This is a genomic window from Pseudoduganella sp. GW821-FHT11H04, from assembly GCF_058807935.1.
Map to the genome: position 1 here is coordinate 70,165 of NZ_JBXARE010000005.1, position 22,723 is coordinate 92,887.

Here is a 22,723-nt window from a genome sequence, read left to right on the forward strand (position 1 = left end):
ACAATCCGGCGCCGAAAATCAGCAACCGGTAGCATACCGCAAAAATTATTTGCGGCGCATCAAAAACGTAAATTCAGTTCCCTGCTGGACGTGGGACAAGAGCGCATTGCCGGTCTGTTTGGCAAACGCCTGGAAGTCACGCACCGACCCTGGATCAGTCGCCACGATACGCAATACCTGGCCGCTTTCCAACTCCGCCAAGGCTTTCTTGGCTTTGAGGATAGGCAGCGGGCAATTCAGGCCGCGCGCATCGAGGTCCTTATGAAATTCCATGGTCTCGGACTCGAGAGTAAGAGTTTCGCTCATCAATATCTCGCTTCTGTACAACTGGTTCCGACATACTACTCCAATTTTGTGCGTCTGACGCACTGCACCAAAATAGTTAATGTTGCGTTGCAAAATCCCAACGACATTTCAATGCCGGAAAGGCCCGCCCTAGCAAGAGCGGGCCTTGGCAGCTCTTAGATACGCGACTCCACCCATGCTGCAACGCCACCGAGCGCACCTGGCAGTGCTTCCGGATTGGTGCCGCCGGCCTGCGCCATATCAGGGCGACCACCGCCCTTGCCGCCCACTTGTTGTGCAACGAAATTGACCAACTCGCCTGCTTTGACCTTGCCGATGGAGTCAGCAGTGACGCCGGCGATCAGGCTCACTTTACCGTCCGAGACGGAAGCCAGCACGATGGCGGCGGACTTCAGCTTGTCTTTCAGCTTGTCCATGGTTTCGCGCAGTGCGGTAACGTCGGCGCCTTCCATGGTCGCGGCCAGGACCTTCAGGCCCTTGACGTCGACAGCCTTGTTGACCAGCTCATCGCCCTGGCCGGAAGCCAGCTTGGACTTCAGTGCAGCCAGTTCTTTTTCCAGCGACTTCACCTGGTCTTGCACGGCGCCGATTTTGGCAGTCAGTTCTTCCGGGTTCGATTTCAGTGCGGCAGCAGCTTCGTTCAGCTTACGGGCCATCGACTGCACCAGCGCCAGCGCGCCTTCGCCGGTCACGGCTTCCACGCGGCGGATACCGGCAGCAACGCCGCCTTCCGACACGATCTTGAACAGGCCGATATCGCCGGTGCGGTGCACGTGCACTCCGCCGCACAGCTCTTTCGAGGAACCGATGTCCATCACGCGTACTTCGTCGCCGTACTTCTCGCCGAACAGCGCCATCGCGCCGTGCTTCACAGCGTCATCGAAGGACATATTGTGCGATTGGGTCGCAGCGTTAGCCAGGATCTCGGCGTTGACGATGGCTTCCACCTTGGCGATTTCCTCGGCGGTCATCGGCTGGGTGTGGGAGAAGTCGAAACGCGCCTTGTCCGGATCAACCAGCGAGCCTTTCTGCGCCACGTGGGAACCCAGCACTTCGCGCAGGGCTTTGTGCATCAAGTGGGTCGCCGAGTGGTTACGGATGGTGCGGCCGCGCGAATGCTGGTCCACTGCCGCGCCGACGGAGTCCCCGACTTTCAGGGAACCCTGGGCAACCACGCCATGGTGGCCGAATACGTCCGCCTGGATCTTCAGCGTGTCTTCCACGTCGAAGCGGCCGGTCGCGCCTGTGATCAGGCCCTGGTCGCCCACCTGGCCGCCGGATTCGGCGTAGAACGGGGTGGTGTCCAGAACTACGATGCCCTGCTCGCCGGTTTTCAGTTCCTGCACCGGTGCGCCGTTGGCGTACAGGGCGATCACTTTGGAATCGTGCAGCAGCTGGTCGTAACCGACGAACTTGTTCTTTTCGCCTGCGTATTCAACGTTGGCAGCCATCTTCTTGAACTTGCCGCCTTCGCGCGCCTTCTGCTTCTGCGCTTCCATGGCGACGTTGAAGCCCGCTTCATCCAGCGTCACTTCGCGTTCGCGGCAGATGTCGGCGGTCAGGTCCAGTGGAAAACCATAGGTGTCGTACAGGGTGAAGGCGGTGCCGCCGTCCAGGTTCTTAGGATCCTTGGCCAGCTGCGCTTCCAGGATCTTCATGCCGTTTTCCAGCGTCTCGCCGAAGCGCTCTTCTTCCGCTTTCAGCACCTGGGCTACGCGGTCCTTGGCTTCAGCCAGTTCAGGATAAGCGCCGCCCATTTCTTTGTTCAGGTCTTCCACCAGCTTGTAGAAGAATGCCTTCGACTGGCCCAGTTTGTGGCCGTGGCGCAGCGCGCGGCGGATGATGCGGCGCAGGACATAGCCGTGACCCTCAGGGCCAGGGATGATGCCGTCGACGATCATGAAAGCAGCAGCGCGGATATGGTCAGCGATCACGCGCAAGGATTTGTTCTCCAGGTCGGTCGCGCCGGTTTCGCGGGCAGCAGCCTTGATCAGGGCCTGGAAGGAATCGATCTCGTAGTTCGAGTGCACATGCTGCAGCACTGCAGCCAGGCGCTCCATACCCATGCCGGTATCCACGCAAGGCTTCGGCAGCTTATGCATCACGCCCGCTTCGTCGCGGTTGAACTGCATGAACACCAGGTTCCAGATCTCGATGAAACGGTCGCCGTCTTCTTCAGCGGAGCCTGGAGGACCGCCCCAGATGTCGGCGCCGTGGTCGTAGAAGATCTCGGTGCAAGGACCGCATGGGCCGGTGTCGGCCATCTGCCAGAAGTTGTCCGAAGCGTAGCGCGAACCCTTGTTGTCGCCGATGCGGATGATGCGCTCTTTCGGCACGCCGATTTCGTTCGCCCAGATATCGTAGGCTTCGTCGTCTTCAATGTAGACGGTCACGGTCAGCTTTTCAGCCGGCAGGCCGTAGACCTTGGTCAGCAGCTCCCAGGCGTACTGGATCGCATCGCGCTTGAAATAATCGCCGAAGCTGAAATTGCCCAGCATTTCAAAGAAGGTGTGGTGACGCGCGGTGTAGCCGACGTTTTCCAGGTCATTGTGCTTGCCGCCGGCGCGCACGCAGCGCTGCACGGTGGTGGCACGGGTGTATGGGCGGGTATCCTGGCCCAGGAACACATCCTTGAACTGCACCATGCCGGAGTTGGTCAACAGCAGGGTTGGGTCGTTGCCTGGCACCAGCGGGCTGGAACGGACAATCGTATGACCCTTGGATTCGAAGAATTTCAGGAACTTTTCGCGAATTTCAGCAGATTTCATGTCGTAAAAGGTAGGTTGCAGGCTGGTGCAAAGGGTTGATTATACGTGAACAGCCCGCCGTTGCGGTGGGCTGGGGCCTCTAAGCCGCTATGTGAAGTCCGGCCCGATCAGGTCGATGCGGTCGGTGCAGAAGCCGTCCACGCCCAGGGAGAAGACTTCCCGCGCACGTTCCGGCGTATTGACGGTATAGCAAAACAGTCCCAGGCCAGCAGCCTTTACCGCATTCGCCTGCTCCGGCGACAGGTATTTATGGTTGGTGTGGATCGCCACAGCGCCCAATTCGCGCGCCGTTTCCAGCCAATTCGCCGGGATTTTATCGAAAAGACAAGCCCGAGGCAGGTCAGGCGCCGCATCGCGAGCTGCCGCCAGGGCCGGCATGCTGAAGGACGACAGCAAAGGCATCTGGGCCGGATCGCCCGTCGCCACCTCCTCCGCAAAGCGGGCCCGCGCAGTTTGCGCCACCCAACGGCCGGTCGCCTCGTCATGGCCTTCCGCCGGCTTGATCTCGATATTCATCCAGATCTTGTGCTCTTTGCAGTAATCGACCCACTCAAGGAACAGCGGCACAGGCTCGCCACGGAATTCTGGACCGAACCAGCGTCCCGCATCCATCTTCGCCAATTCCGCAGCCGTAAAGTTAGGGACATAGCCATCGCCAAACACTGTGCGGCCAAAATGCGGATCGTGCATCACCACGCCGATACCATCGGACGACAGCATGACGTCGAATTCCACCGCGCGAAAACCATAAGCCAGGCCCGCACGCAAGCCGGCGATGGTGTTCTCCGGAGCCAGCGTGCCGCCTCCGCGATGCGCAACGATTTTAGGGTATGGCCACATGGATTAAGACACTAACACGGTTGGATGCGTTAAGCTAACGCTCCCTGAAAACAGTAGGAAGAAGACAACATGACCCCGAAGGCCCTTGGACACATTCGAGTACTGGACTTAAGCCGCGTACTGGCCGGCCCCTGGTGCTCGCAGAACCTCGCCGACCTGGGAGCGGACGTGATCAAGATCGAACGGCCTGGCAGCGGTGACGACACTCGCGCCTGGGGTCCTCCCTACGCCAAGGACGAAAACGGCGCCGATACTACCGAAGCGGCCTACTACCTCTCCGCCAACCGCGGCAAGCGCTCGGTCACCTGCGACATCTCCAAGCCGGAAGGCCAGGCCCTGATCCGCGAACTGGCCAAGCATGCCGACGTGGTCCTGGAAAACTACAAAGTCGGCCAGTTGAAAAAATACGGCCTGGACTATGAATCGCTGAAGGCAGTGAAGCCGGACCTGGTGTACTGCTCCGTCACCGGCTTCGGCCAGGACGGACCCTACGCCCACCGTGCCGGCTACGACTTCCTGATCCAGGGCATGGGCGGCTTGATGTCCGTGACCGGCGAACGCGACGACCTTCCAGGCGGCGGCCCGCAAAAAGCCGGTGTCGCACTGACCGACCTGATGACCGGCATGTACTCCACCATCGCCATCCTGGCCGCATTGACCCACCGCGACCGCACCGGCGAAGGCCAGTACATCGACATGGCGCTGCTTGACGTTCAAGTGGCCATGCTTGCCAATATGGGCTCCAACTACCTCAATAGCGGCAAAGCGCCCAAGCGCTGGGGCAACGCCCACGCCAACATCGTCCCCTACCAGACCTTCGCCTGTGCCGACGGCTACATCATCGTCGCCACCGGCAACGACGGCCAGTACCAGAAATTCGTCGAAGTCGGCGGCCGTTCCGATTTGGCATCGCACGAACGCTACGCCACCAATCCCCTGCGCGTAAAGAACCGCGACGAACTGGTGCCGATCCTCGCCGAGATGGTGAAGCAGAAGTCGCGCGACTGGTGGATTGAAAAACTGGAAGCGGTTGGCGTCCCCTGCGGCCCGATCAACGACCTGCACGATGTATTCAAGAACCCGCAAGTGCAAGCGCGCGGCATGATGATCGAAACGGCCCACCCAACGGCCGGCAAAGTCAAACTGGTACGCAACCCAATGCGCCTGAGCGCCAGTCCTGCCGAAACCGACATGGCCCCGCCCCTGCTCGGCCAGCACACAGACGAAGTTCTGCGCGAAGTCCTCGGCCAAAGTGACACCGACATCGCCGCCCTCCGCGCCAAAGGCATCCTCTAAACTCTACGGCCCAGCTCGTGTCACACCTTGGGGTCACACCCCAAGTGTGACACGAGCTCGACCATGGCATGGCTAAGCTCGTGTCACAGTTCGGGTGTGACCCCAAGGTGTGACACGGGCTCGAGTGGTGCGCTTTTAGTGCAGGTGCTGTTTGAACTCCATTAACTCGCGGTGCATGTGGTTGACGACGGCTTTCATTTCGGGCGTCACTTGCATGCGGTCGCTGGCGCAGACGCGGCGCGCGCGGGCGCCGAGCACTTCCATGTCGTCGACCAGTTTGGGGACGTTGGCGTAGTCTTCGCTCGCCAGCATTTCACTGATGTCGTCGGAGCGGCGGTCCAGCTTTTGGATCGTTTCGCGCAGCTCGCCGGTCAGGTGACGCTCGGCTGATAAGGCTTGTGCGGCCTGGCTGACGGCGATTTGGACGTTGCTAAGCCTGATCCGGATTTCCCTGTCGTGCATCATGATCTTCTCCTTGCTCCAAACGGCACCCAATGTGCCGGTCGGACTTGGAGATTCGATGCGCCGGGTTGTTCAATCAGCCTGCCTCGGCTTTGATCTGGCTCAACAAGGGTGCGATCGGTGTCAACCGCCTGAGGTGTAACGCGATGGCAACCGCGCCGAGCAGGCAAGTGCCTAGCAGCATGACGACGCCGGCCCAGCCCGCCGTTCCCCACAAAATGCCCGCGGCCCAGCCAATCACGCTCGATCCAAGGTAGTAGAAGAACAGGTATAGCGCGGATGCCAAGGCGGCGCCACGTGCTCGGCGGCCGACCCAGCTGCTCGTCATGGAGTGTGAGGCGAAGAAGGCGAACGTGAACAAGGCGAGGCCAGCGATAACCAGCGGCAGCCAGCTCGACAGCGTGAGCACAATGCCACCCAGCATCAGGCTCAGCACGAGATACAGCACGCCTTTGCGGCCGTAGCGGTCGGCCAGCTTGCCGGCCCAGACTGAGCTGAAAATCCCCAGCAGGTAAAGGAAGGAAATGCCGCCCACCACACTCTGGCGCAACTCGAACGGTGCTGCCAGCAGGCGATAGCTGATGTAGTTGTAGGCGCTGACCATGCAGCCCATCAGTAGGAAGGCGAGCGCGAACAGCCATGGCAGGCCTTCGTCGGACAGATGCTTGCGTGCATTCTCCGGCAGTGCGCGCCAGCCGCCGACGGCGGCGCGGAAGCGGCGCGATTCGGGCAGGCTGCGCCAGAATTCGGCGGCCGCGAGCACGCCTGCCACGCCCATCGCCACCAGCGCCACGCGCCAGGAGAAGAAATCGCTCAGCACGGATGTCACCATGCGCCCTACCATGCCGCCGAACGCGCTGCCGCTGATGTACAAGCCCATCGACAATCCCAGCGATTCGGGTTCAATTTCCTCCGCGAGGTAGGCCATGGCAACAGCGGGCATGCCGCCCAGCGCTACGCCAAGCAGGACGCGCGCTGCGAGCAGTTGCGCGTAGCCGTCAGCCAGTGCGCATAGCAGGGTCATCACGGCGGAAATGGCAAGCGCGGCGACCATCAGCGGCTTGCGGCCGTAGCGGTCGGAGATGGCGCTCGATGCCACCAGCGATATCGCCATGGCGGCCGTCGCCAGCGACAGGGAAAGACTGCTCTGCGCTGGCGTCAGCGCGAATTCGTGGGATAGCAGCGGCATCAACGGTTGCACGCAGTACAACAGTGCGAAGCAGGAGAAGCCGCCAAAGAACATGGCGCGGTTGGTGGGGTGCAGGAGGGCTTTCATGGTGAATTCATCTTAGGATTGCCCTGTATTACTGTCCAATATATATTTGAGGCGTTATTAATCGCTTTTAAATATTATGGAATTGCGTCACCTGCGCTATTTCGTGGCCGTGGCTGAGGAGTTGAGTTTCACCCGCGCGGCTGAGCGGCTGCATATCGGCCAGCCGCCCCTTTCGCAGCAAATCCAGGCGCTGGAGGCCGAGGTGGGTGCGCGCCTTTTCGACCGCAGCAAGCGCTGGGTGCGGCTGACCGAGGCGGGCAAGCTGTTCCTGGAGGATGCGCGGGCGATCCTGGCGCAATCCGATCGCGCTGCGGAACGGGCGCGGCGGGCGCAGCGCGGCGAGGCGGGCGAGCTGCGGGTGGGCTTTACTTTCTCAACGCCTTTCACGCCGCTGTTTTCGCGCACCATCCGCCGCTATCGCCAGCTTTATCCGGACGTGGCGCTCACCTTGCATGAAATGACCACGCTGCACCAGATCGATGCGCTTGAGGCGCGCAAGCTGGACCTGGGCTTTGTGCGTCCGCCGGAAATCGCGCTGCCGGAACAGCTGTCGCTGACGACCTTGCGGCGCGACGCGCTTTTGCTGGTTTTGGCGAGCGATTCGCCCCTGGCGCGTAAGCGCAAGGTGAAGGTGGCGGATCTGGCGGCGCTGCCGTGGGTGATGTATCCGAAAGAATCAGGCGTTGGCATCAACCACGCGATCATGGGCATGTGCCGGGCGGCGGGCTTCGTGCCGCAAGTGGCGATGGAGGCGGGGGAGGCGGCGACGATTATCGGTCTGGTCGCGGCGGGGATTGGGGTGTCGGTGCTGCCTTCGCCGTTCCAGTCCATGCATCTGGAGGGGGTGGTGTATCGGCCGCTGGATGATGCGGCGGCGACTACTTCGCTGCAGCTGGCGCAGCGGCGGGCGGATGGTGGGGCGTTGGTGGAGGCGTTTGTGCGCGTGGCGTTGGAAGAAAACCGGTAGACCGGTGTCTGACCCGCAGGGTCAGACACCTTCTGCTCGCCGGCCACTTGCACCGGCTTGAACCACGGTCTGGGAGACCGTACAGTGTCTGACCCCGTGGGTCAGACACTGGTTTACCGGGTTTCAGTCGTAATCGGCGTCGAGCTCGGAGCCGGCGTAGTTTTCCAGCTCGGTCCACAGCGTCTTCATCGCGAAGCGGCCCGGCAGCTTTTGCAGCACGGTGCACGTGCGGCGATACAGTTCGATGCGGTTCAACAGCACGGGACGATGCTGCTCCGGCACCGCAGCCACCAGCGCTTCATAGCCCGCCTCGTAATCCGGCTTGGCCTTGCGCACAGCTTTCACGAAGCGTTCGAACTCCTTCTGGCCGGTGCGGGCAACGATTCGTCCGCCGCCTTCGACCGCGAAGATGATCGCCAGCGCAATCACGCCTTCCGCATTCAGGTCCGGATCCTTGATCGCGCCTTCCGCATTATGGCGGCGCAACCAGTTCGCCAGCCGAACCACGGCCTGCACTTCCTGCCGCTGCTTCAACTGGGTCTGGTACTTGGAAGGGCCGTCCCAATTGGCGCTTGGCTCGGTGAAGCAGATGTCGAAGAACAGGTCGCGCAAGCGGCGCTGTGAATACATCGGGTCATTATCGTATTCGCCGATCAGCGTATCTTCCGGCATCGCAGCCAGGTCTTTCAGCTGGCGGAAGCCAGCCTGGAAGGCCATCTCCGCGCCCTGCTCCACCAGGAAGTCCAGCGCCAGCTCGTCGGAATCGACGGTCAGCACCTGCTCCAGGCCGAGCGACACGCCGCCAACGGTCAGGTTGACCGCCTTCTGGATGCCCTCCGCCGTGCGGTTATTGGTGAACTTGTCCGCGACCATGGCCGTGATGCCGCTCAATTCTTCTGCCAGGATGACGGCCGCATCTTCGCGGTCGTCGCCTGGCAGCAGTTTGATGGCGCGGGTCAGTCGCGGCAGGCTTTCTTTGACGAGTGCGGGCAGCATCAGCCGAAGATCCCCGTACCGATCGAGCGGCGTGCGCGTTCGCGGCCGGTGCCACTGCGGGTGGTCGGCACTTGCTTGCGCAGGCGGTACAACAGCTCTTTGGTGGAACGCTGCAGGTGCTCCGGTTCTTCGTCCGGGTCGTCGCTGAATTCCGCGTCGGCCAGGTCGGCGCTGTGGCGGAATTCCGGGAACAGTTCGAACAGGGCGCGGTCCCATCCATCTTCATTGGCTTGCGCCAGTGCGACGGCAACCGGCACGATGTCGTTGTCGGACGCGGTCTGCCCGGTCAGGTAGGCGCCTTTGGAGATCACCTCGCCCGCCACTTCCAGCACTTCTTTCGGCGCCAGCGAGAACAGGATGGCGAAGGCGGTGCAGCCCCAGTCGGTGGCAGACGCTTCCTTCAGCAGCTCGGCGCGGCGCTCTTCGTCTTCAGTGCCGAAGACGACGCCGTGGATGTGGGCGAACAGCGATTCGGCGATGCGCTCCGGATCGTCTTCGATCATGTCGTCCGGCCAGGTGGCGGCCAGGTAGGCCAGGCTTTCAGCCCACTGCTTCGGCGGCACCAGCAGGGTCGCCAGCGACATCTTGCCGCCGTCGAAACCGGACATGTGCAGCGCGGTCACGTGCGGCGGCAGCTCTTGCAGCACTTCCACCACGGCCAGGTCGCCGTGGGTGTCGGCCGCTTCGGCAAAGGCGCGCTCGGCGTGCTCCAGGGAGCCGGCCAGCACGAGTTCAGTGACCTGCTTGCGAATAGCTGGCAGATTCTTGTCGGTCATGCTTAATCCTCCTGCTGGTCAAAGATGCCGGTGAAGTCGTCGGTTGCGACATCATCCGCGTAATCGTCTTCATCATCGCCCTCGTCGCCTTCAGCCAGGCGGTCAAGCGAAGTGTCCTCGTCGTCCCACATGCGCGGATGCTTGTGCAGCAGCGCGGTGATGATGGCCTGGCGCGCCAGGTCCGGGTGGTTCTCTTCCAGCGCTTCCAGCAGCCCAGCCGCTTTCGGGCAGGTGGCTGCGCCGAACACGCGCGCCGGGTCGCCGTACTCGAAGTCTTCGGCGTCGGCAAAGGCAGCCTTCGGGTCGTGGAATTCAATCACGTCGACCAGGGCGAAAGCCATCATATTTAAATCGTCGATGCCGCCGCCGCTCAGGTATTCGTTGCGCAAGGCTTCGACCATCTTCTTGTAGTTCTTATGGTCGGGCGGATCGCCGAGGATGCCCTCGATCTGCCCTTCCAGTTCGCGCGCCTGGTAGGCGAACTCTGGGTGTACTTTTCTCATTTGCTGCTGCTTTCTCTTGAATCAGGCGGCGGGGATCGTCACGCCGTTGACGCTGAAGACGGAACGCCACTGTTGGTAGGCTTCCGCTTCAGGGTCGATGATGATGCGGTGGTGCACACTCTGGTTGTATTCTTCCCGTTTTTCGGGATCGGACAACACTTCGTAAGCTTTGACGATGGCCTTGAAGCGGGCGTCTGCACCCGGTTCCTGGTTGCGGTCCGGGTGGAAACGCATGGCCAGGGAACGGTAGACCTTCTTGATTTCCTCGTCAGAGGCATTGGGCGCGACACCGAGCACATTATATAAATTTTCCATATTGCAACTCCGGGCCGGTTTTTAAACGCGTAAGGACGAATTATCCTATAAAATGCCCTGTTTACGCTGAATATCACCCTAAAACCGGTAAACCAGGGTACGACCCAAGGGTCGGACCCTGTCTAATCAACAGCCGAGGGATTTGGTTTAAGGCTTTTGATCTTCGACGAAAGTCAAAGGCTCTAAACCCAAACCCCTGGCGGCGGAGCTGACTGGGTCTGACCCTGCGGGTCTGACCCAGGTTTACCGGGTTTAAAGAACTAAAACATACATGAGCAACGACAAAAAAACTGCTGCCCCGGCCCCTGCGCCGAATTTCCTGCGCAATATCGTTGAAGCCGACCTGGCCTCCGGCGCGCATACCCGCGAAGGCCTGCCTCCGGTCATCACCCGCTTCCCGCCGGAGCCAAACGGCTACCTGCACGTTGGCCACGCCAAGTCCATCTACACCAACTTCGGCCTGGCGCGCGATTTCGGTGGCCGCTGCCACCTGCGTTTCGACGACACAAACCCTGAAAAAGAAGAACAGGAATACGTCGATTCCATCATGGACAGCGTGCGCTGGCTCGGTTTCGACTGGGACTTCAAAGGCCCGGTCGGCGCCGGCAACCACCTGTACTTCGCGTCGGACTACTTCGACAAGCTGTACGAGATGGCCGAATACCTGATTAAAGTGGGCAAAGCCTACGTCGACAGCCAGAGCGCCGCCGACATGGCCGCCAACCGCGGCAACTTCACCACCCCTGGCACCAACTCGCCATTCCGCAACCGCTCGGTCGAAGAAAACCTGCAGCTGTTCCGAGATATGAAGGCCGGCAAATACAAGGACGGTGAACACATTCTGCGTGCCAAGATCAGCGAAGACGCCATGTCCTCGCCGAACATGAATATGCGCGACCCGGCGATCTACCGTATCCGCCACGCCCACCACCACCGTACAGGCGACGACTGGTGCATCTACCCGATGTACGACTACACGCACCCGATCTCGGACGCGCTGGAAAACATCACCCACTCGATCTGCACCCTGGAGTTCCAGGACCACCGTCCATTCTACGACTGGCTGCTGGAAGTGCTGTCCGAGGGCGGTTTCTTCGCCAAGCCGGTGCCGCACCAGTACGAATTCGCGCGCCTGAACCTGACCTACATCGTCACCTCCAAGCGCAAGCTGCGCCAACTTGTGGAAGAAGGCATCGTGGACGGCTGGGACGATCCGCGCCTGCCGACCATGGCCGGCATGCGCCGCCGCGGCTTCACCCCGGAAGGCATCCAGCTGATGTGCGAACGCACCGGCGTGACCAAGTCCGACGGCTGGATCGACTTCGGCGTGCTGGAAGGCGCCGTGCGTGAAGACCTGGATCCAAAGGCTCCACGCGCAATCGCCGTGCTGCGTCCACTGAAGCTGATTGTCGAGAACTTCCCGGAAGGCCAGTCGGTCGAGTGCACCTCGCCGGTCCACCCGCACCATCCGGAACTGGGCCACCGCACCTTCCCGTTCACCCGCGAACTGTGGATCGAAGAAGAAGACTTCATGGAAGTGCCGACCAAGGGCTATTTCCGCTTTACCCCGCCCGTGGGCGATCAGCCGGGCGCGCGCGTGCGCCTGAAGTACGGCTTCGTGGCCGAATGCACCGGCTACGACAAGGATGAAAACGGCAAGGTCACCGCGGTACGCGTGAAGTACTTCGAAGATTCCAAGTCCGGCACCCCGGGCGCGGACACCTACAAAGTCAAAGGCAACATCACCTGGGTCAGCGCCGAAGCAGCCCTGGAAGCGGATGTTCGCCTGTACGATCGCCTGTTCACCGACGAGAAGCCGGACGCCGGCGGCAAGGACTTCAAGGAATTCCTGAACCCGAAAGCGCTGGAAATCGTGAAAGCCTACCTGGAGCCTGGCCTGAAGGACGCAGCCCCGGAGCAGCGCTTCCAGTTCGAGCGCCACGGCTACTTTGTCGCCGACCGCGTACTGTCGCAGCCAGGCAAGCCGGTCTTCAACCGCATCGTCACCCTGAAAGACAGCTGGACCAAATAAACCAGCCTGTTTGTGGTCAAAAAGCCGCCTCCGGGCGGCTTTTTTTCATGTTGGTTTGATTTCAATCAAAGTGGTATTTTTGCAACTTGACCTTGAACTGGGGAAATTCTTATAGTCAGGCAATGTCCCGCCTCCAGTTCAGCTTGCTCGCCCCCGCCAAGCCCTTGTGGTGGCTGGGTGTCGCGCTATCGCTGGGCGTTGGCGCCAGCCTCTACACCGTAGCGACCCGCTCGGTGGAAAGCGAGGCACGCGAGCGCTTCCAGAACCAAGCCCGCAATACCCAATTCAATATTAATGCCAGCATCAAGGCTTATACCGACGTGCTGCGCGCCGCCGCCAGCTACTTCCAGGCCGGCGGCGAAGTGACCCGGGAGAGCTTCCACCGCTACGTGCGCGGCCTGGACCTCGAACACAATTACCCGGCTATCGACAATATCAACTTCGCCGAGTATTACACGCAAGCCCAGCGCCCGGCGGCGGAAGCACACCAGCGCCAGCTGAACGACAGCCTGTATCCGGAATACCGGCTCCATCCCGGCGGCCAGCGGCGCGAATACGCGGTGCTGACACTGATCGAGCCGCTCGAAGGCTTTGGCGACCGCTATGGCCTGGACATCGCGGCCCGCCCCGGCGTAGCGGAGGCGCTGTTCACCGCCCGCGACCAGGGCATCATGAGCAGCTCCGGGCAACCCATCCCACTGCGCAGCGCCCCAAGCCATGTCGGCATGGCCATGCGCATCCCGATTTACCGCAACGGCATGCCGATGGCGACCATCGCCGAACGCCGCGCGGCCTGCGTTGGTTCGGTGGGCCTGGGCTTCAGCGTGCCGCGCCTGGTGGAATCGGCGCTCGGCGAAATGCCGGTGCGTGCGGTGCGCGTAGCCCTGCGCGACGGAACCAGCGACGGCAAGCCGGGCACATGGCTGTTCGACAGCCAGCCCGGCGCAGTCAGTGCGAACGGTGAGCATTTCATCACGGCCCTGCCGGTGCAATTCCATGGACGCACCTGGCAAGCCCAGTTCAGCGTACCGAAACTCGCGCTGTATTCGCGCTTCGACCAGTTCCTGCCCATGCTGGCGGCGAGCATGGGCTTTGGCGCCAGCGTACTGATTTACGCGCTGTTCGTCACGCTTGCTTCATCCCGCCGCCGCGCCCTGAAAATGGCGCGGGCCATGACGCGCGAACTGCGCGACAGCCAGGCGCGCTTGCAGCTGTCGCACCATCGGCTACGCCGCCTCGCAGCCCACGCTGACCATATCAAGGAAGAAGAACGCAAACGCATCGCGCGCGAGATCCATGATGACCTGGGCCAGAACCTTCTGGCCCTGAAAATCGAAGCCGACATCCTCGCCACCCGCACCGAAAAGACCCACCCTCGCTTGCACGCGCGGGCGCGCGCCACGCTGCACCAGATCGACAACACCATACGCAGCGTCAGGCAAATCATCAACGACCTGCGGCCGAACGTACTGGACTTGGGCTTATCGGCGGCAGTGGAATGGCAGATCGCGCAGTTCCGCCTGCGCTCCGGCATCAAGTGCGAATTCGTGGAAGATGCGGTAGCCGACCATGGCGTTGATGACCACTGCGCCACGGCCTTCTTCCGCGTGCTGCAGGAGTCTTTGAGCAACATCCACAAGCATGCCGGCGCCAGCGTCGTGCATGTTGAACTCCATCAGTCGCACGGCATGCTGCGCATGACCATCAGCGATAACGGCATCGGCATCAACACGGCCAGCCGGCATAAGGCTGGCTCCTTCGGCCTGGTCGGCATCGAGGAACGCATCAGCCTGCTTGGCGGGAATTGCACTATTAATAGCCTCACCCACGGTGGCACCACCGTCAGCATTGCCGTCCCCATCGGCTATCGCATTGCCCCGGCCGAAGACATGCGTCTGAGCGCTTAGGCTCTTATACCACTCGGTAGGAAAAGACCGCGCCGTTGTTGATCCTTATCAAACTCTCTTTCCCCCGCTCAGCAAAAATGCATTTGTAACATTTGACGACGCGACAAGCTATTGATTTAAAAGGAGCTTATGCTGTGTTGTTTATGCCGCGCACGCTTAAATTGTTACTTGCATTGGCGGGGGCGAAGTCTATACTTGAGCTAGTTGATCTACATCAACACGCGTTCCCAACTCCGAACGCCACAGATGCCCTGGCAACAAATACCAGCCCCCTAGAACGGCGTCTTTTCTCTCTCCTTCGGTCTTAAATACGTTCACTTTAAAGGGATGTCACTCATGATTTCAGCTGAAAGCTTCAAGGCTATTGCCGACCTCGATCTGGAACCTATCAAGGTGAAATTGATGCATGTGGAATCTGGCGAAGGCTGGTCGCTGGAAAAGGTCAATGCTGTTGAATTCGAATACCGCCGCTTCCTCTACCTGATGAAAACCTTCCCCAACGAGCAGACTGCTCCGTTGATGGATGTCGATATTTTCTGGCATTACCACATCCTCGATACGATGAAGTACTTCATCGATTGCGAGAATGTGTTCGGGTATTACCTGCACCACTTCCCATACATTGGCCTGCGCGGCGAAGATGACGAAGAGGCGCATGAGCGCGTCGGGAATCGCATGAAGGAATTGTATGAAGAGACCTTCGGCGAGGATTATTTGCGTAGCGCAGTCGCCTACTCGGGCCGCGTTGCAGCACCAGCCGACGAGGCGCAAGTGGCTTACTCTGGCCGCGTAGCCGGCGAACAAGTCGCTTACTCGGGCCGTGTCGCCGCCGAAGCCGGCGCGCAAGTCGCTTACTCGGGCCGTGTCGCTGCCGAAGCGGGACCACAAGTCGCTTACTCCGGCCGTGTCGCCGCGAACGCCGCGCCTCAAGTTGCGTACTCGGGCCGTGTCGCTGCCGAAGCCGCACCGCAAGTCGCGTACTCCGGCCGTGTCGCCGCGAACGCTGCACCGCAAGTGGCCTACTCCGGTCGCGTAGCGGTCGCTTACTCTGGCCGCGTGGCTGTCGAAGCCGCGCCACAAGTCGCGTATTCGGGCCGCGTAGCCGCAGAAGCGTCGCCGAAAGTCGCCTACTCGGGCCGCGTGGCAGCCGAAGCACAGACCGCCTACTCGGGCCGCGTAGCAATTGACGCGAAAACGGCCTACTCCGGCCGCGTGTCCACTGAAGCGAAAACCGCCTACTCCGGCCGCGTCAGCGCCGAAGCCCAGGCTGCATCGCAAAACCTGTTCTATTCCGCCCGCCCACGCCTGGCAGCATCCTGATCCCGGCTATACGAGCAAATAAAAACGGCCGCCACCTGCTAGCAGGTGCGGCCGTTTTTACGTCCGGGCGAAAACTTAGTGCGCCATCAGGTCGCGCAGTTCGCGGATGCTGAAATCGCTGATTTCATGCATACGGATCAGGATGGTCGCGCCGATAGGCAGGGTGTTGTGACGGATCTTGGAGATCACAGGTGGCGCAACTTCCAGGGCACGGGACAGAGCGGCATCGTTTTTCAGCTGCAGCTTTTCAATGATGGCGTCCAGAACGCGGTTTGGATTGTAAGACGACGAGGCAGTAATTTCTTTCAGAGAGCTCATGACTAGTACTTTTTCAATATGTTGCGCAGTCGCAACAAAATTATTGGCGGAATTTTCGACAAAGAGCGCCAGAAAAAGCCGTTATTGACGCAATTTTCGGCACACGGACGTAATCATACACCGTTTTATTGCCGTTCGCTTAATGCGGGGCAACTGTCGTGAGATTTTGATAGATTCTAGCGCGCAAAGCTGTGCTAGGAATTAAGGTAGTTTAACAAAAAGGCTACTTTTGGTCGTTTCTTGCCAAAGTAAAAGGCAAACAGAGCCAGGCAAACGTGACCCAGACCAGGGCCGGAGGGAGATACATCAGGGCTGCCGGCATGGGAGTGTACTCCGGACGCCAGTCAAGGCGGCGCCTGATTTCCTCCGGCGAAGGCGGCGGCAGATGGGCATGGCCGCGCTGGGAAAGATAAACGCGGACTTGCTCCTTGGTGGGGTGGCTATACATGGCGGCCTCCTTGGCAGACATTGGCACAAGATAGCGCCTGCAGCATCACAAGCGCTTGATGCAACTCAAAGCTGCTGCAACATCCGGATACAGCAGCCGTACCTGTAATTCTTCTTTCAGGCGCCGATTTGCCAGCCTGCGCGACTCCGACATGAAGGACAACAGTGTCGGCGCCACCGCCTGCGCCAATGCGGCACGATCCAGGCGTGGTGGACGCGGCAAGCCGAAATGATCGGCCACCATGTCGAAATAGTCCCCCATTTTCAGTTCCGTGTCATCCACGGCGTGATAGATCCGGTTCGCCGCGCCACGCCTCAGTGCGGCAAGCACCACCCGCGCCAGGTCGTCGGCATGTATATGGTTGGTATAAACATCATCTTCCGCCCGCAAGGCCGGTGTGCCCTGCTCCAGCCGTTTGATAGGAAGGCGGTCAGACGCGTAGATGCCCGGCACCCGCAGGATCGACAGGCGCCCCTGGGAGCGGCGCGCCCAGCTCCGCAGCACGCTTTCAGCATCGACCCGCCGCAGCGCCCTGGCATTGCGGGGCGCCACCGTCTGGGTTTCATCCACCAGCCGCCCGTCCAGGTCGCCGTACACCCCTGTGGTGCTCACATAAACCACTTGCGCCCGGTCAGGTAAAATGGCGGTCACATTGCGGGTGCGCCTATCAAGCTTGCCCTCGCCCGGCGGTGGAGCCAGGTGCACAATATGTTGCGCCAGCCCGGCCAGGCGGCGCAGCGATGCAGGCTGGTCCAGGTCGGCCAGCAGCGGAACGGCGCCCGCCGCACGCAATTCGGCAAAGCGCTCACGCTGGCTGGTGACGGCAAATACGCGGTAGTGATCGCGCACCAAAGGCAGCAAACGCATGCCCACATCGCCGCAACCGAGGACCAGCAGGCGCGGCTTATTGAATTTTTTACTGATTTCCATTTTTAAGATTGTATGTCTTTCCAAATTACTGTTCAGCCTAGCGGCCACCAATTCAGCTGCGAAGAAGACGAAACCGTCCTGGCCGCGGCCATGCGCGCCGGCGTCGGCCTGCCATACGGCTGCAAAAATGGCGCCTGCAGCTCCTGCAAAGGCAAGGTGGTGTCGGGCTCCGTCAGCCACAAGGCGCACCAGCGCCGCGCCCTGAGCGAGGAAGAAGAAGCGGCCGGCATGTCCCTGTTCTGCTGCGCCATCCCGCATTCGGACCTGGTACTGCAGGCGCGCGAAGTGGTGGGCAGCGGCGAATTCCCGATCAAGAAGATGCCGACCCGCGTCAACGCGCTGGAAAAGATGGCGCCGGACGTGATGGTGCTGACGCTGCAACTGCCGGCCAACGAAACCTTCCAGTACAAGGCCGGCCAGTACCTCGAATTCCTGCTGCGCGACGGCAAACGCCGCGCCTACTCGATCGCCACCGCACCGGAAGGCGGTGCGATCAGCCTGCACATCCGCCACATGCCGGGCGGCCTGTTCACCGACCAGGTGTTCAGCACCATGAAGGAGCGCGACATCCTGCGCTTTGAAGGCCCGCTGGGAACCTTCTTCGTGCGCGACGATTCCGACAAGCCGATGGTGCTGCTGGCATCGGGCACCGGTTTCGCACCGATCAAGGCGATTGTCGAACATGAACGCGCCAGCGGTTCCAAGCGCCCGATGACGCTGTACTGGGGCGGCCGCCGTCCGCAGGACTTGTATATGGATGCCCTGTGCCGCCAGTGGGAGCAAGAGATCCCGCACTTCAGCTACGTGCCGGTGGTTTCCGACGCGCTGCCGGAAGAAAACTGGACCGGCCGTACCGGCTTCGTGCACCAGGCGGTAATTGACGACCTGCCGGATATGTCGGGCCACCAAGTCTACGCCTGCGGCGCCCCGATCGTCGTTGAATCGGCCAAGCGCGATTTCGTCAAGGATTGCAAGCTGCCGGAAGAAGAGTTCTTCGCCGACGCCTTCACCTCCGAAGCAGACCTTCAACAACCTTAAGTTCCACCCATGCGCCGCGTGCCATGGGGCGCGCAGCGCCTCATAGCACGCCAAACGTATGCCATCAAACGGTTTCGCAGTCCTCCGCCACCGCAACTTCGCCTTCTACCTGTCAGCCCGCTTGCTCGGCACCATCGCCGTGCAAATGCAGAACGTCGCCATCGGCTGGCAAGTCTACGCACAGACCAAGAACCTCTACTACCTCGGCCTGATCGGACTGGCGCAGTTCGCGCCCTTCCTGCTGCTGATCCTGTACGCCGGCCATGCGGCCGACCGCTACAATCGCCGCAACATCATTGCCACCTGCCTCGGCGCCCAGCTGGTATGCGGGCTGGCGCTGCTTGGCTACACGCACAGCGGCTTTGGCGCGGTATGGCCGATCTTTGCCGTGCTGGCGCTGTACGGCAGCGCGCGCGCCTTCATGATGCCGGCTACCCAGGCGGTCGTGGTGAATATGGTGCCGACCGAAGAATTCAGCCGCGCCGTCGCACTCGCAAGCTCCACCTTCCAGGTCGCCGTGATCCTCGGCCCAACGCTGGGCGGCCTGCTGTACATCTACGGCCCCGCCGCTGTGTACACCGTCACCTCCACCATGCTGCTGCTCGCTGTGCTGCTGATGATGCTCACGCGTCCCGCCCCTCAAGCGACACGTAAGGAACCTGCCACCTGGCACAGCGTGATGGAAGGCATGCGCTTCGTCTGGTCGCGCCCCATCATGCTCGGCGCGATTTCGCTCGACCTGTTTGCCGTGCTGTTTGGCGGCGTCACCGCCCTGCTGCCCGCCCTGGCGCATGATGTGCTGCACACCGGCCCCACCGGTCTTGGCTTGCTGCGTACCGCGCCAGGCGCCGGCGCCGCAATCTGCTCGATCGCCCTCGCCTTCTGGCCGATCACGCGCCGCGTTGGCGCCTGGATGTTCGGCGGCGTTGCTGTCTTCGGCGTCTGCACCGTGATGCTGGGCTTTACCACCAGCTTCAGCGTCGCACTCATATGCCTGCTGCTGCTCGGCACCGGCGACATGATCAGCGTCTACGTGCGCCACTTGCTGGTGCAATTCGAAACACCGGACGAAATCCGCGGCCGCGTCAGCGCTGTCAACGCCGTGTTCATCGGCGCCTCCAATGAGCTGGGCGAATTCGAATCGGGCATTACCGCAGGCTGGCTGGGCCTGACCCGCGCCGTGATCTTCGGCGGCGTAGCCACGCTGGCCGTGACCGGTATCTGGGCATGGCGCTTCCCCATCCTGTCGCGCATGGACCGTTTCCCACACCACGACAAGTAGTACTATAAGAACGACATGGCCTACCACATGATCCGCAGCCGTCCCCACCTGAGCGCCGCTATCGGCGTCGGCATCGTGGCGGGCGTGCTGCTGCCCTCATCGCTCAAGCCGCTGGTGCGCGCCCTGTCGGCCTGGGATATCGCGGTCTGGACCTATCTGATTTCCATGGCCTGGATGATGATGCGCGCCGACCACCGCACGGTAAGGCGCATCTCGGCGCAGCAGGATGAAAAAGGATCCGTCATCCTGGCCAGCCTGGTGGTGGCGACCGTCATGAGCATGGCCGCCCTCAGCACCGAACTGGCCAGCCTGCGCAATATGGCGGTCAATGAGCGCGGCCCGCACTATGCCTTCGTGGTGCTGACACTGGTGGGTTCCTGGTTCCTGGTCGGCACCTTGTTCTGCTTCCACTACGCCCACCTGTACTACAGCGCGCGCGGCCACCAGCGCCCACTGTCCTTCCCCGGCGGCGAAACCCAGCCGGACTACTGGGACTTCCTGTATTTCTCGTTCACGATCGCAGTCGCCGCCCAGACCTCGGACGTATCGGTAGCCTCGTCCTCCATGCGCCGGTTGGTGCTGGCCCAGTCCGTGCTGAGCTTCTTCTTCAATCTTCTTATCCTGGGTCTATTTGTGAATATGGCGGCTTCGCTGATGTAGGCGTATGATGAAATCGCGTGGCAACACGTTTTGGTTAACAAACGGGAGCTGTATATGCAAATCAGTGTGAACTCCGACAAAACCATCGAACGTACTGCAGGCCTGGACGACCATGTGAAAGAAGTGGTCAAAACTGCACTCCACCGGTTCGGCGAGCACATCGGACGCGTCGACGTCCACCTCAGCGAAGGCAATGCCCAGAAGTCCTCTGACGGAGATATCCGCTGCATGATCGAGGCGCGCGTCAACGGCTACCAGCCGATTGCCGTCACCGACCACGACGCAACCCTGCATCAATCCATCCACGGCGCAGCAGACAAGCTGCAACGAGCCATCGACAGCGCATTGGGCCGCCTGAACGATGGCAAACGCCATACCGCACAGCCCAACTTCGAAGAGGCTGAGGAATAATCCTTAGCCCGCGGCGGCCAGGCCTTTCAGGTATCGGATACCTTGCAAGGCACGGCTGCCGTACCAGGACATCATCTCCCCATCCACCAGTTGCACCGGCTTGCCGATCTGGCGCTCCAACGCATCCACGTGTTCTTCAGTGAAGCGGTAAGGCTCGGACGACAGTAGCACCTGGTCGATATCGCGCAGCAGCGCCTCGTCCCAGATGAAGCTTGGATAACGCTTGTCGCCCAATTCCGGAATCGACCAGCCGATCATGGACAGCATGCGGGCTATATAGGTATCGCGCGACACCGTCATCCACGGGTCTTTCCAGATGCAGTACAGCACGCGCTGTGCACGGCCCGGCTGCACCTGCGCCAGCTCGCGCTCGAATTCCGCACACCACGCATCCGCCTTCTCCTGCGCGCAAAACACACCGCCCATCAACTGCACCAGCGCCAGGTTATCGCGCGGCTCGATCGGATGCGTGACCACGATATTCGGCACAAACTCCGCCAGCTTATCTACCGTAGGCTTTTCGTTCTCATCGATATTCACCACCAGGTGGGTCGGCGCCAGCTTGCGGATCTTCTCGATATTGACGTCCTTGGTGCCTCCCACTTTCGGGATATCGCGCACCACGTCCGCGGGATGGATGCAAAAACCAGTGCGGCCCACCAGCTGCGGGGCCAGTCCCAGGTCGCAAAGAAGCTCGGTAATCGAAGGCACCAGCGAGACGATGCGGGCGTTTGGATCGGCCGCGTGTTGCGTGCCAAGGATATCGGTGTATTTCATGGCCGATATTGAACCACACTTAGGCTATCATTAACACCTGTTGATACCGCAGTAAGAAAGTTCACCTTGAAACCGATTGGCGCCTTCGGCGCATCCGCTTACCAGATCCAGTCCTTGCAACTGTTCCGCGGCGCAGACAGCGTCCGCGTCGCACCGCTGCTGAAAGACTGCCCGATCGTGCAAGTCGAACAGGGCGAGGTAATCACCGACCCGCAACGCGCCCGTCTTTTCATCGTGCTGCGCGGCGCCCTCTCGGTTGCCGCCGACACCAGTACCGGCATGTCCGACGGCACCACGATCAGCAAAATCCTCCCCGGCGAAAGCGTAGGCGAACAGGCAGTGCTTGACGATGAAGCCAACCAGGCCGCCATCACGGCGCTCGAGCAAAGCGAACTGCTGGTGATCGAATCCGAGCTCGCCTGGCAATTGATCGACGCAGCGAATGGCGTCGCCCGCAACCTCCTGCGCATGCTGTCCTTTCGCATCCGCGCCGCCAACGCCCAGCTGCGTCGCCGCCAGAAGCTCGGCGAATTCTATCGCCAGCTGTCGATGGTGGACGGCCTGACCGGCCTGTATAACCGCGCCTGGCTGAACGACTTCCTGCCGCAGCTGGTCGCCAGCGCCCAGGCCACCGGCCAGCCGCTGACGCTGATCATGCTCGACATCGACCACTTCAAGAAATTCAACGACAGCCACGGCCACCTGCAAGGCGACCAGGCCCTGCGCACCGCAGCGCAAGTGCTGACAGGCGCCCTACGCCCAAGCGACTTCGCCGTACGCTACGGCGGCGAAGAAATGATGGTGGTGCTGCCCGACACGAACGTACAGGTAGCCGAAGCGGTCGCCGGCCGCCTATGCCAGCGCATGCGCGAAGCCGTCGTGTTCAGCGACATGCGCCAGCCCCTGCCGCACATCACCAGTTCCTTTGGCGTCGCATCGCTAAGCCCTGCCCAGGACGAAACCGCCCTCATCGCCACCGCCGACGCCGCCCTCTACCGCGCCAAAGAAGCCGGCCGCAACTGCGTCGAAGTATCGAAATAAAAGTCGGGGTCAGGTCGAGCAAATGGACATTTTGCTGCGCAAAATGTCCATTTG

The 22,723-nt window shown here is 61.2% G+C and carries 22 protein-coding genes; 10 read left to right on the top strand and 12 right to left on the bottom strand.

The window, feature by feature from the left end; all coding sequences use genetic code 11:
* Window positions 1–45: 45 nt before the first annotated feature.
* The 3 genes from AC1RTP_RS13360 to ugpQ all read right to left on the bottom strand — a co-directional run bounded on the left by AC1RTP_RS13360 (window position 46) and on the right by ugpQ (window position 3,914).
* Window positions 46–273 carry a sulfurtransferase TusA family protein gene (locus AC1RTP_RS13360; protein WP_090443023.1) on the bottom strand — a complete coding sequence of 76 codons (228 nt, stop codon included), beginning with the start codon at window positions 271–273 and terminating at the stop codon, window positions 46–48.
* Between the two features lie 188 nt (window positions 274–461).
* Window positions 462–3,074 carry an alanine--tRNA ligase gene (gene alaS, locus AC1RTP_RS13365; protein WP_498608115.1) on the bottom strand — a complete coding sequence of 871 codons (2,613 nt, stop codon included), beginning with the start codon at window positions 3,072–3,074 and terminating at the stop codon, window positions 462–464.
* Window positions 3,075–3,161: 87 nt separating this feature from the next.
* Entirely contained in the window at window positions 3,162–3,914 is a 753-nt protein-coding gene (gene ugpQ, locus AC1RTP_RS13370; protein WP_498608116.1) for a glycerophosphodiester phosphodiesterase, read from the bottom strand.
* A gap of 69 nt (window positions 3,915–3,983) precedes the next feature.
* Here ugpQ and AC1RTP_RS13375 point away from each other — a divergent pair, with 69 nt between their 5' ends.
* Window positions 3,984–5,210: a CaiB/BaiF CoA transferase family protein gene (locus AC1RTP_RS13375; protein ID WP_498608117.1), complete on the top strand. Its 1,227-nt coding sequence runs from the start codon at window positions 3,984–3,986 to the stop codon at window positions 5,208–5,210.
* 135 nt (window positions 5,211–5,345) lie between these two features.
* Here AC1RTP_RS13375 and AC1RTP_RS13380 read toward each other — a convergent pair whose 3' ends face one another.
* Window positions 5,346–5,675, bottom strand: a complete 330-nt coding sequence (locus tag AC1RTP_RS13380; protein WP_498608118.1) for a hypothetical protein — start codon at window positions 5,673–5,675, stop codon at window positions 5,346–5,348.
* A gap of 73 nt (window positions 5,676–5,748) precedes the next feature.
* On the bottom strand, window positions 5,749–6,948 hold the full coding sequence (locus AC1RTP_RS13385) for an MFS transporter (protein WP_498608119.1): 1,200 nt from the start codon (window positions 6,946–6,948) through the stop codon (window positions 5,749–5,751).
* Window positions 6,949–7,024: 76 nt separating this feature from the next.
* On the opposite strand from AC1RTP_RS13385, the gene AC1RTP_RS13390 reads away from it, so the two are divergent.
* Window positions 7,025–7,915, top strand: coding sequence for a LysR family transcriptional regulator (locus tag AC1RTP_RS13390; protein WP_498608120.1), 891 nt, complete (start codon window positions 7,025–7,027; stop codon window positions 7,913–7,915).
* 123 nt (window positions 7,916–8,038) lie between these two features.
* Here AC1RTP_RS13390 and AC1RTP_RS13395 read toward each other — a convergent pair whose 3' ends face one another.
* The 4 genes from AC1RTP_RS13395 to AC1RTP_RS13410 are packed head-to-tail and all read right to left on the bottom strand — an operon-like array spanning window position 8,039 to window position 10,505.
* On the bottom strand, window positions 8,039–8,911 hold the full coding sequence (locus tag AC1RTP_RS13395; protein ID WP_498608121.1) for a hypothetical protein: 873 nt from the start codon (window positions 8,909–8,911) through the stop codon (window positions 8,039–8,041).
* A complete protein-coding gene (locus AC1RTP_RS13400; RefSeq protein ID WP_057261586.1) occupies window positions 8,911–9,687 on the bottom strand; it encodes a hypothetical protein in 777 nt (258 codons plus the stop codon). Before AC1RTP_RS13400 ends, AC1RTP_RS13395 begins: the two co-directional genes overlap by 1 nt.
* A 2-nt stretch (window positions 9,688–9,689) precedes the next feature.
* Window positions 9,690–10,190, bottom strand: coding sequence for a hypothetical protein (locus AC1RTP_RS13405; RefSeq protein WP_498608122.1), 501 nt, complete (start codon window positions 10,188–10,190; stop codon window positions 9,690–9,692).
* A gap of 21 nt (window positions 10,191–10,211) precedes the next feature.
* On the bottom strand, window positions 10,212–10,505 hold the full coding sequence (locus AC1RTP_RS13410; RefSeq protein ID WP_055936718.1) for a DnaJ domain-containing protein: 294 nt from the start codon (window positions 10,503–10,505) through the stop codon (window positions 10,212–10,214).
* A gap of 271 nt (window positions 10,506–10,776) precedes the next feature.
* Here AC1RTP_RS13410 and AC1RTP_RS13415 point away from each other — a divergent pair, with 271 nt between their 5' ends.
* From AC1RTP_RS13415 to AC1RTP_RS13425, 3 genes are all read left to right on the top strand, one after another.
* Window positions 10,777–12,537 (top strand): glutamine--tRNA ligase/YqeY domain fusion protein, encoded by a 1,761-nt coding sequence (locus AC1RTP_RS13415; RefSeq protein ID WP_498608123.1) that lies wholly within the window; start codon window positions 10,777–10,779, stop codon window positions 12,535–12,537.
* Between the two features lie 122 nt (window positions 12,538–12,659).
* Window positions 12,660–14,444 carry a CHASE domain-containing protein gene (locus tag AC1RTP_RS13420; protein ID WP_498608124.1) on the top strand — a complete coding sequence of 595 codons (1,785 nt, stop codon included), beginning with the start codon at window positions 12,660–12,662 and terminating at the stop codon, window positions 14,442–14,444.
* Window positions 14,445–14,780: 336 nt separating this feature from the next.
* Window positions 14,781–15,764, top strand: a complete 984-nt coding sequence (locus AC1RTP_RS13425; RefSeq protein WP_498608125.1) for a glycine-rich domain-containing protein — start codon at window positions 14,781–14,783, stop codon at window positions 15,762–15,764.
* A 75-nt stretch (window positions 15,765–15,839) separates the two neighbouring features.
* Here the strand turns inward: AC1RTP_RS13425 and AC1RTP_RS13430 are convergent, their stop codons facing one another.
* The gene (locus tag AC1RTP_RS13430) at window positions 15,840–16,082 is read right to left on the bottom strand and encodes a hypothetical protein (protein WP_055936706.1); all 243 of its coding nucleotides are present in this window, start codon (window positions 16,080–16,082) and stop codon (window positions 15,840–15,842) included.
* A gap of 493 nt (window positions 16,083–16,575) precedes the next feature.
* Window positions 16,576–17,460, bottom strand: a complete 885-nt coding sequence (locus AC1RTP_RS13435) for an SDR family oxidoreductase (RefSeq protein ID WP_498608126.1) — start codon at window positions 17,458–17,460, stop codon at window positions 16,576–16,578.
* 12 nt (window positions 17,461–17,472) lie between these two features.
* Here AC1RTP_RS13435 and AC1RTP_RS13440 point away from each other — a divergent pair, with 12 nt between their 5' ends.
* Genes AC1RTP_RS13440 through AC1RTP_RS13455 form a run of 4 tightly spaced genes read left to right on the top strand, consistent with a single transcriptional unit; the run spans window position 17,473 to window position 20,851 of the window.
* Window positions 17,473–18,498, top strand: coding sequence for a CDP-6-deoxy-delta-3,4-glucoseen reductase (locus AC1RTP_RS13440; RefSeq protein WP_498608127.1), 1,026 nt, complete (start codon window positions 17,473–17,475; stop codon window positions 18,496–18,498).
* 58 nt (window positions 18,499–18,556) lie between these two features.
* Window positions 18,557–19,780 carry an MFS transporter gene (locus tag AC1RTP_RS13445; protein ID WP_498608128.1) on the top strand — a complete coding sequence of 408 codons (1,224 nt, stop codon included), beginning with the start codon at window positions 18,557–18,559 and terminating at the stop codon, window positions 19,778–19,780.
* A 15-nt stretch (window positions 19,781–19,795) separates the two neighbouring features.
* Window positions 19,796–20,440, top strand: coding sequence for a DUF1345 domain-containing protein (locus AC1RTP_RS13450; RefSeq protein WP_498608129.1), 645 nt, complete (start codon window positions 19,796–19,798; stop codon window positions 20,438–20,440).
* A gap of 54 nt (window positions 20,441–20,494) precedes the next feature.
* Window positions 20,495–20,851 (top strand): HPF/RaiA family ribosome-associated protein, encoded by a 357-nt coding sequence (locus AC1RTP_RS13455; RefSeq protein WP_498608130.1) that lies wholly within the window; start codon window positions 20,495–20,497, stop codon window positions 20,849–20,851.
* A 3-nt stretch (window positions 20,852–20,854) separates the two neighbouring features.
* On the opposite strand, the gene AC1RTP_RS13460 is transcribed toward AC1RTP_RS13455, so the two are convergent.
* Window positions 20,855–21,628 carry a helical backbone metal receptor gene (locus AC1RTP_RS13460; RefSeq protein ID WP_498608131.1) on the bottom strand — a complete coding sequence of 258 codons (774 nt, stop codon included), beginning with the start codon at window positions 21,626–21,628 and terminating at the stop codon, window positions 20,855–20,857.
* A 66-nt stretch (window positions 21,629–21,694) separates the two neighbouring features.
* Between AC1RTP_RS13460 and AC1RTP_RS13465 the strand changes: the two genes are divergently transcribed.
* Entirely contained in the window at window positions 21,695–22,669 is a 975-nt protein-coding gene (locus tag AC1RTP_RS13465; RefSeq protein ID WP_498608132.1) for a GGDEF domain-containing protein, read from the top strand.
* Window positions 22,670–22,723: the final 54 nt, after the last annotated feature.

Bases quoted from the DNA above. Each gene is read 5' to 3' on its own strand.
- AC1RTP_RS13360 (WP_090443023.1), bottom strand. From the start codon at position 273: ATGGAATTTCATAAGGACCTCGATGCGCGCGGCCTGAATTGCCCGCTG.
- alaS (WP_498608115.1), bottom strand. From the start codon at position 3,074: ATGAAATCTGCTGAAATTCGCGAAAAGTTCCTGAAATTCTTCGAATCC.
- ugpQ (WP_498608116.1), bottom strand. From the start codon at position 3,914: ATGTGGCCATACCCTAAAATCGTTGCGCATCGCGGAGGCGGCACGCTG.
- AC1RTP_RS13375 (WP_498608117.1), top strand. From the start codon at position 3,984: ATGACCCCGAAGGCCCTTGGACACATTCGAGTACTGGACTTAAGCCGC.
- AC1RTP_RS13380 (WP_498608118.1), bottom strand. From the start codon at position 5,675: ATGATGCACGACAGGGAAATCCGGATCAGGCTTAGCAACGTCCAAATC.
- AC1RTP_RS13385 (WP_498608119.1), bottom strand. From the start codon at position 6,948: ATGAAAGCCCTCCTGCACCCCACCAACCGCGCCATGTTCTTTGGCGGC.
- AC1RTP_RS13390 (WP_498608120.1), top strand. From the start codon at position 7,025: ATGGAATTGCGTCACCTGCGCTATTTCGTGGCCGTGGCTGAGGAGTTG.
- AC1RTP_RS13395 (WP_498608121.1), bottom strand. From the start codon at position 8,911: ATGCTGCCCGCACTCGTCAAAGAAAGCCTGCCGCGACTGACCCGCGCC.
- AC1RTP_RS13400 (WP_057261586.1), bottom strand. From the start codon at position 9,687: ATGACCGACAAGAATCTGCCAGCTATTCGCAAGCAGGTCACTGAACTC.
- AC1RTP_RS13405 (WP_498608122.1), bottom strand. From the start codon at position 10,190: ATGAGAAAAGTACACCCAGAGTTCGCCTACCAGGCGCGCGAACTGGAA.
- AC1RTP_RS13410 (WP_055936718.1), bottom strand. From the start codon at position 10,505: ATGGAAAATTTATATAATGTGCTCGGTGTCGCGCCCAATGCCTCTGAC.
- AC1RTP_RS13415 (WP_498608123.1), top strand. From the start codon at position 10,777: ATGAGCAACGACAAAAAAACTGCTGCCCCGGCCCCTGCGCCGAATTTC.
- AC1RTP_RS13420 (WP_498608124.1), top strand. From the start codon at position 12,660: ATGTCCCGCCTCCAGTTCAGCTTGCTCGCCCCCGCCAAGCCCTTGTGG.
- AC1RTP_RS13425 (WP_498608125.1), top strand. From the start codon at position 14,781: ATGATTTCAGCTGAAAGCTTCAAGGCTATTGCCGACCTCGATCTGGAA.
- AC1RTP_RS13430 (WP_055936706.1), bottom strand. From the start codon at position 16,082: ATGAGCTCTCTGAAAGAAATTACTGCCTCGTCGTCTTACAATCCAAAC.
- AC1RTP_RS13435 (WP_498608126.1), bottom strand. From the start codon at position 17,460: ATGGAAATCAGTAAAAAATTCAATAAGCCGCGCCTGCTGGTCCTCGGT.
- AC1RTP_RS13440 (WP_498608127.1), top strand. From the start codon at position 17,473: ATGTCTTTCCAAATTACTGTTCAGCCTAGCGGCCACCAATTCAGCTGC.
- AC1RTP_RS13445 (WP_498608128.1), top strand. From the start codon at position 18,557: ATGCCATCAAACGGTTTCGCAGTCCTCCGCCACCGCAACTTCGCCTTC.
- AC1RTP_RS13450 (WP_498608129.1), top strand. From the start codon at position 19,796: ATGGCCTACCACATGATCCGCAGCCGTCCCCACCTGAGCGCCGCTATC.
- AC1RTP_RS13455 (WP_498608130.1), top strand. From the start codon at position 20,495: ATGCAAATCAGTGTGAACTCCGACAAAACCATCGAACGTACTGCAGGC.
- AC1RTP_RS13460 (WP_498608131.1), bottom strand. From the start codon at position 21,628: ATGAAATACACCGATATCCTTGGCACGCAACACGCGGCCGATCCAAAC.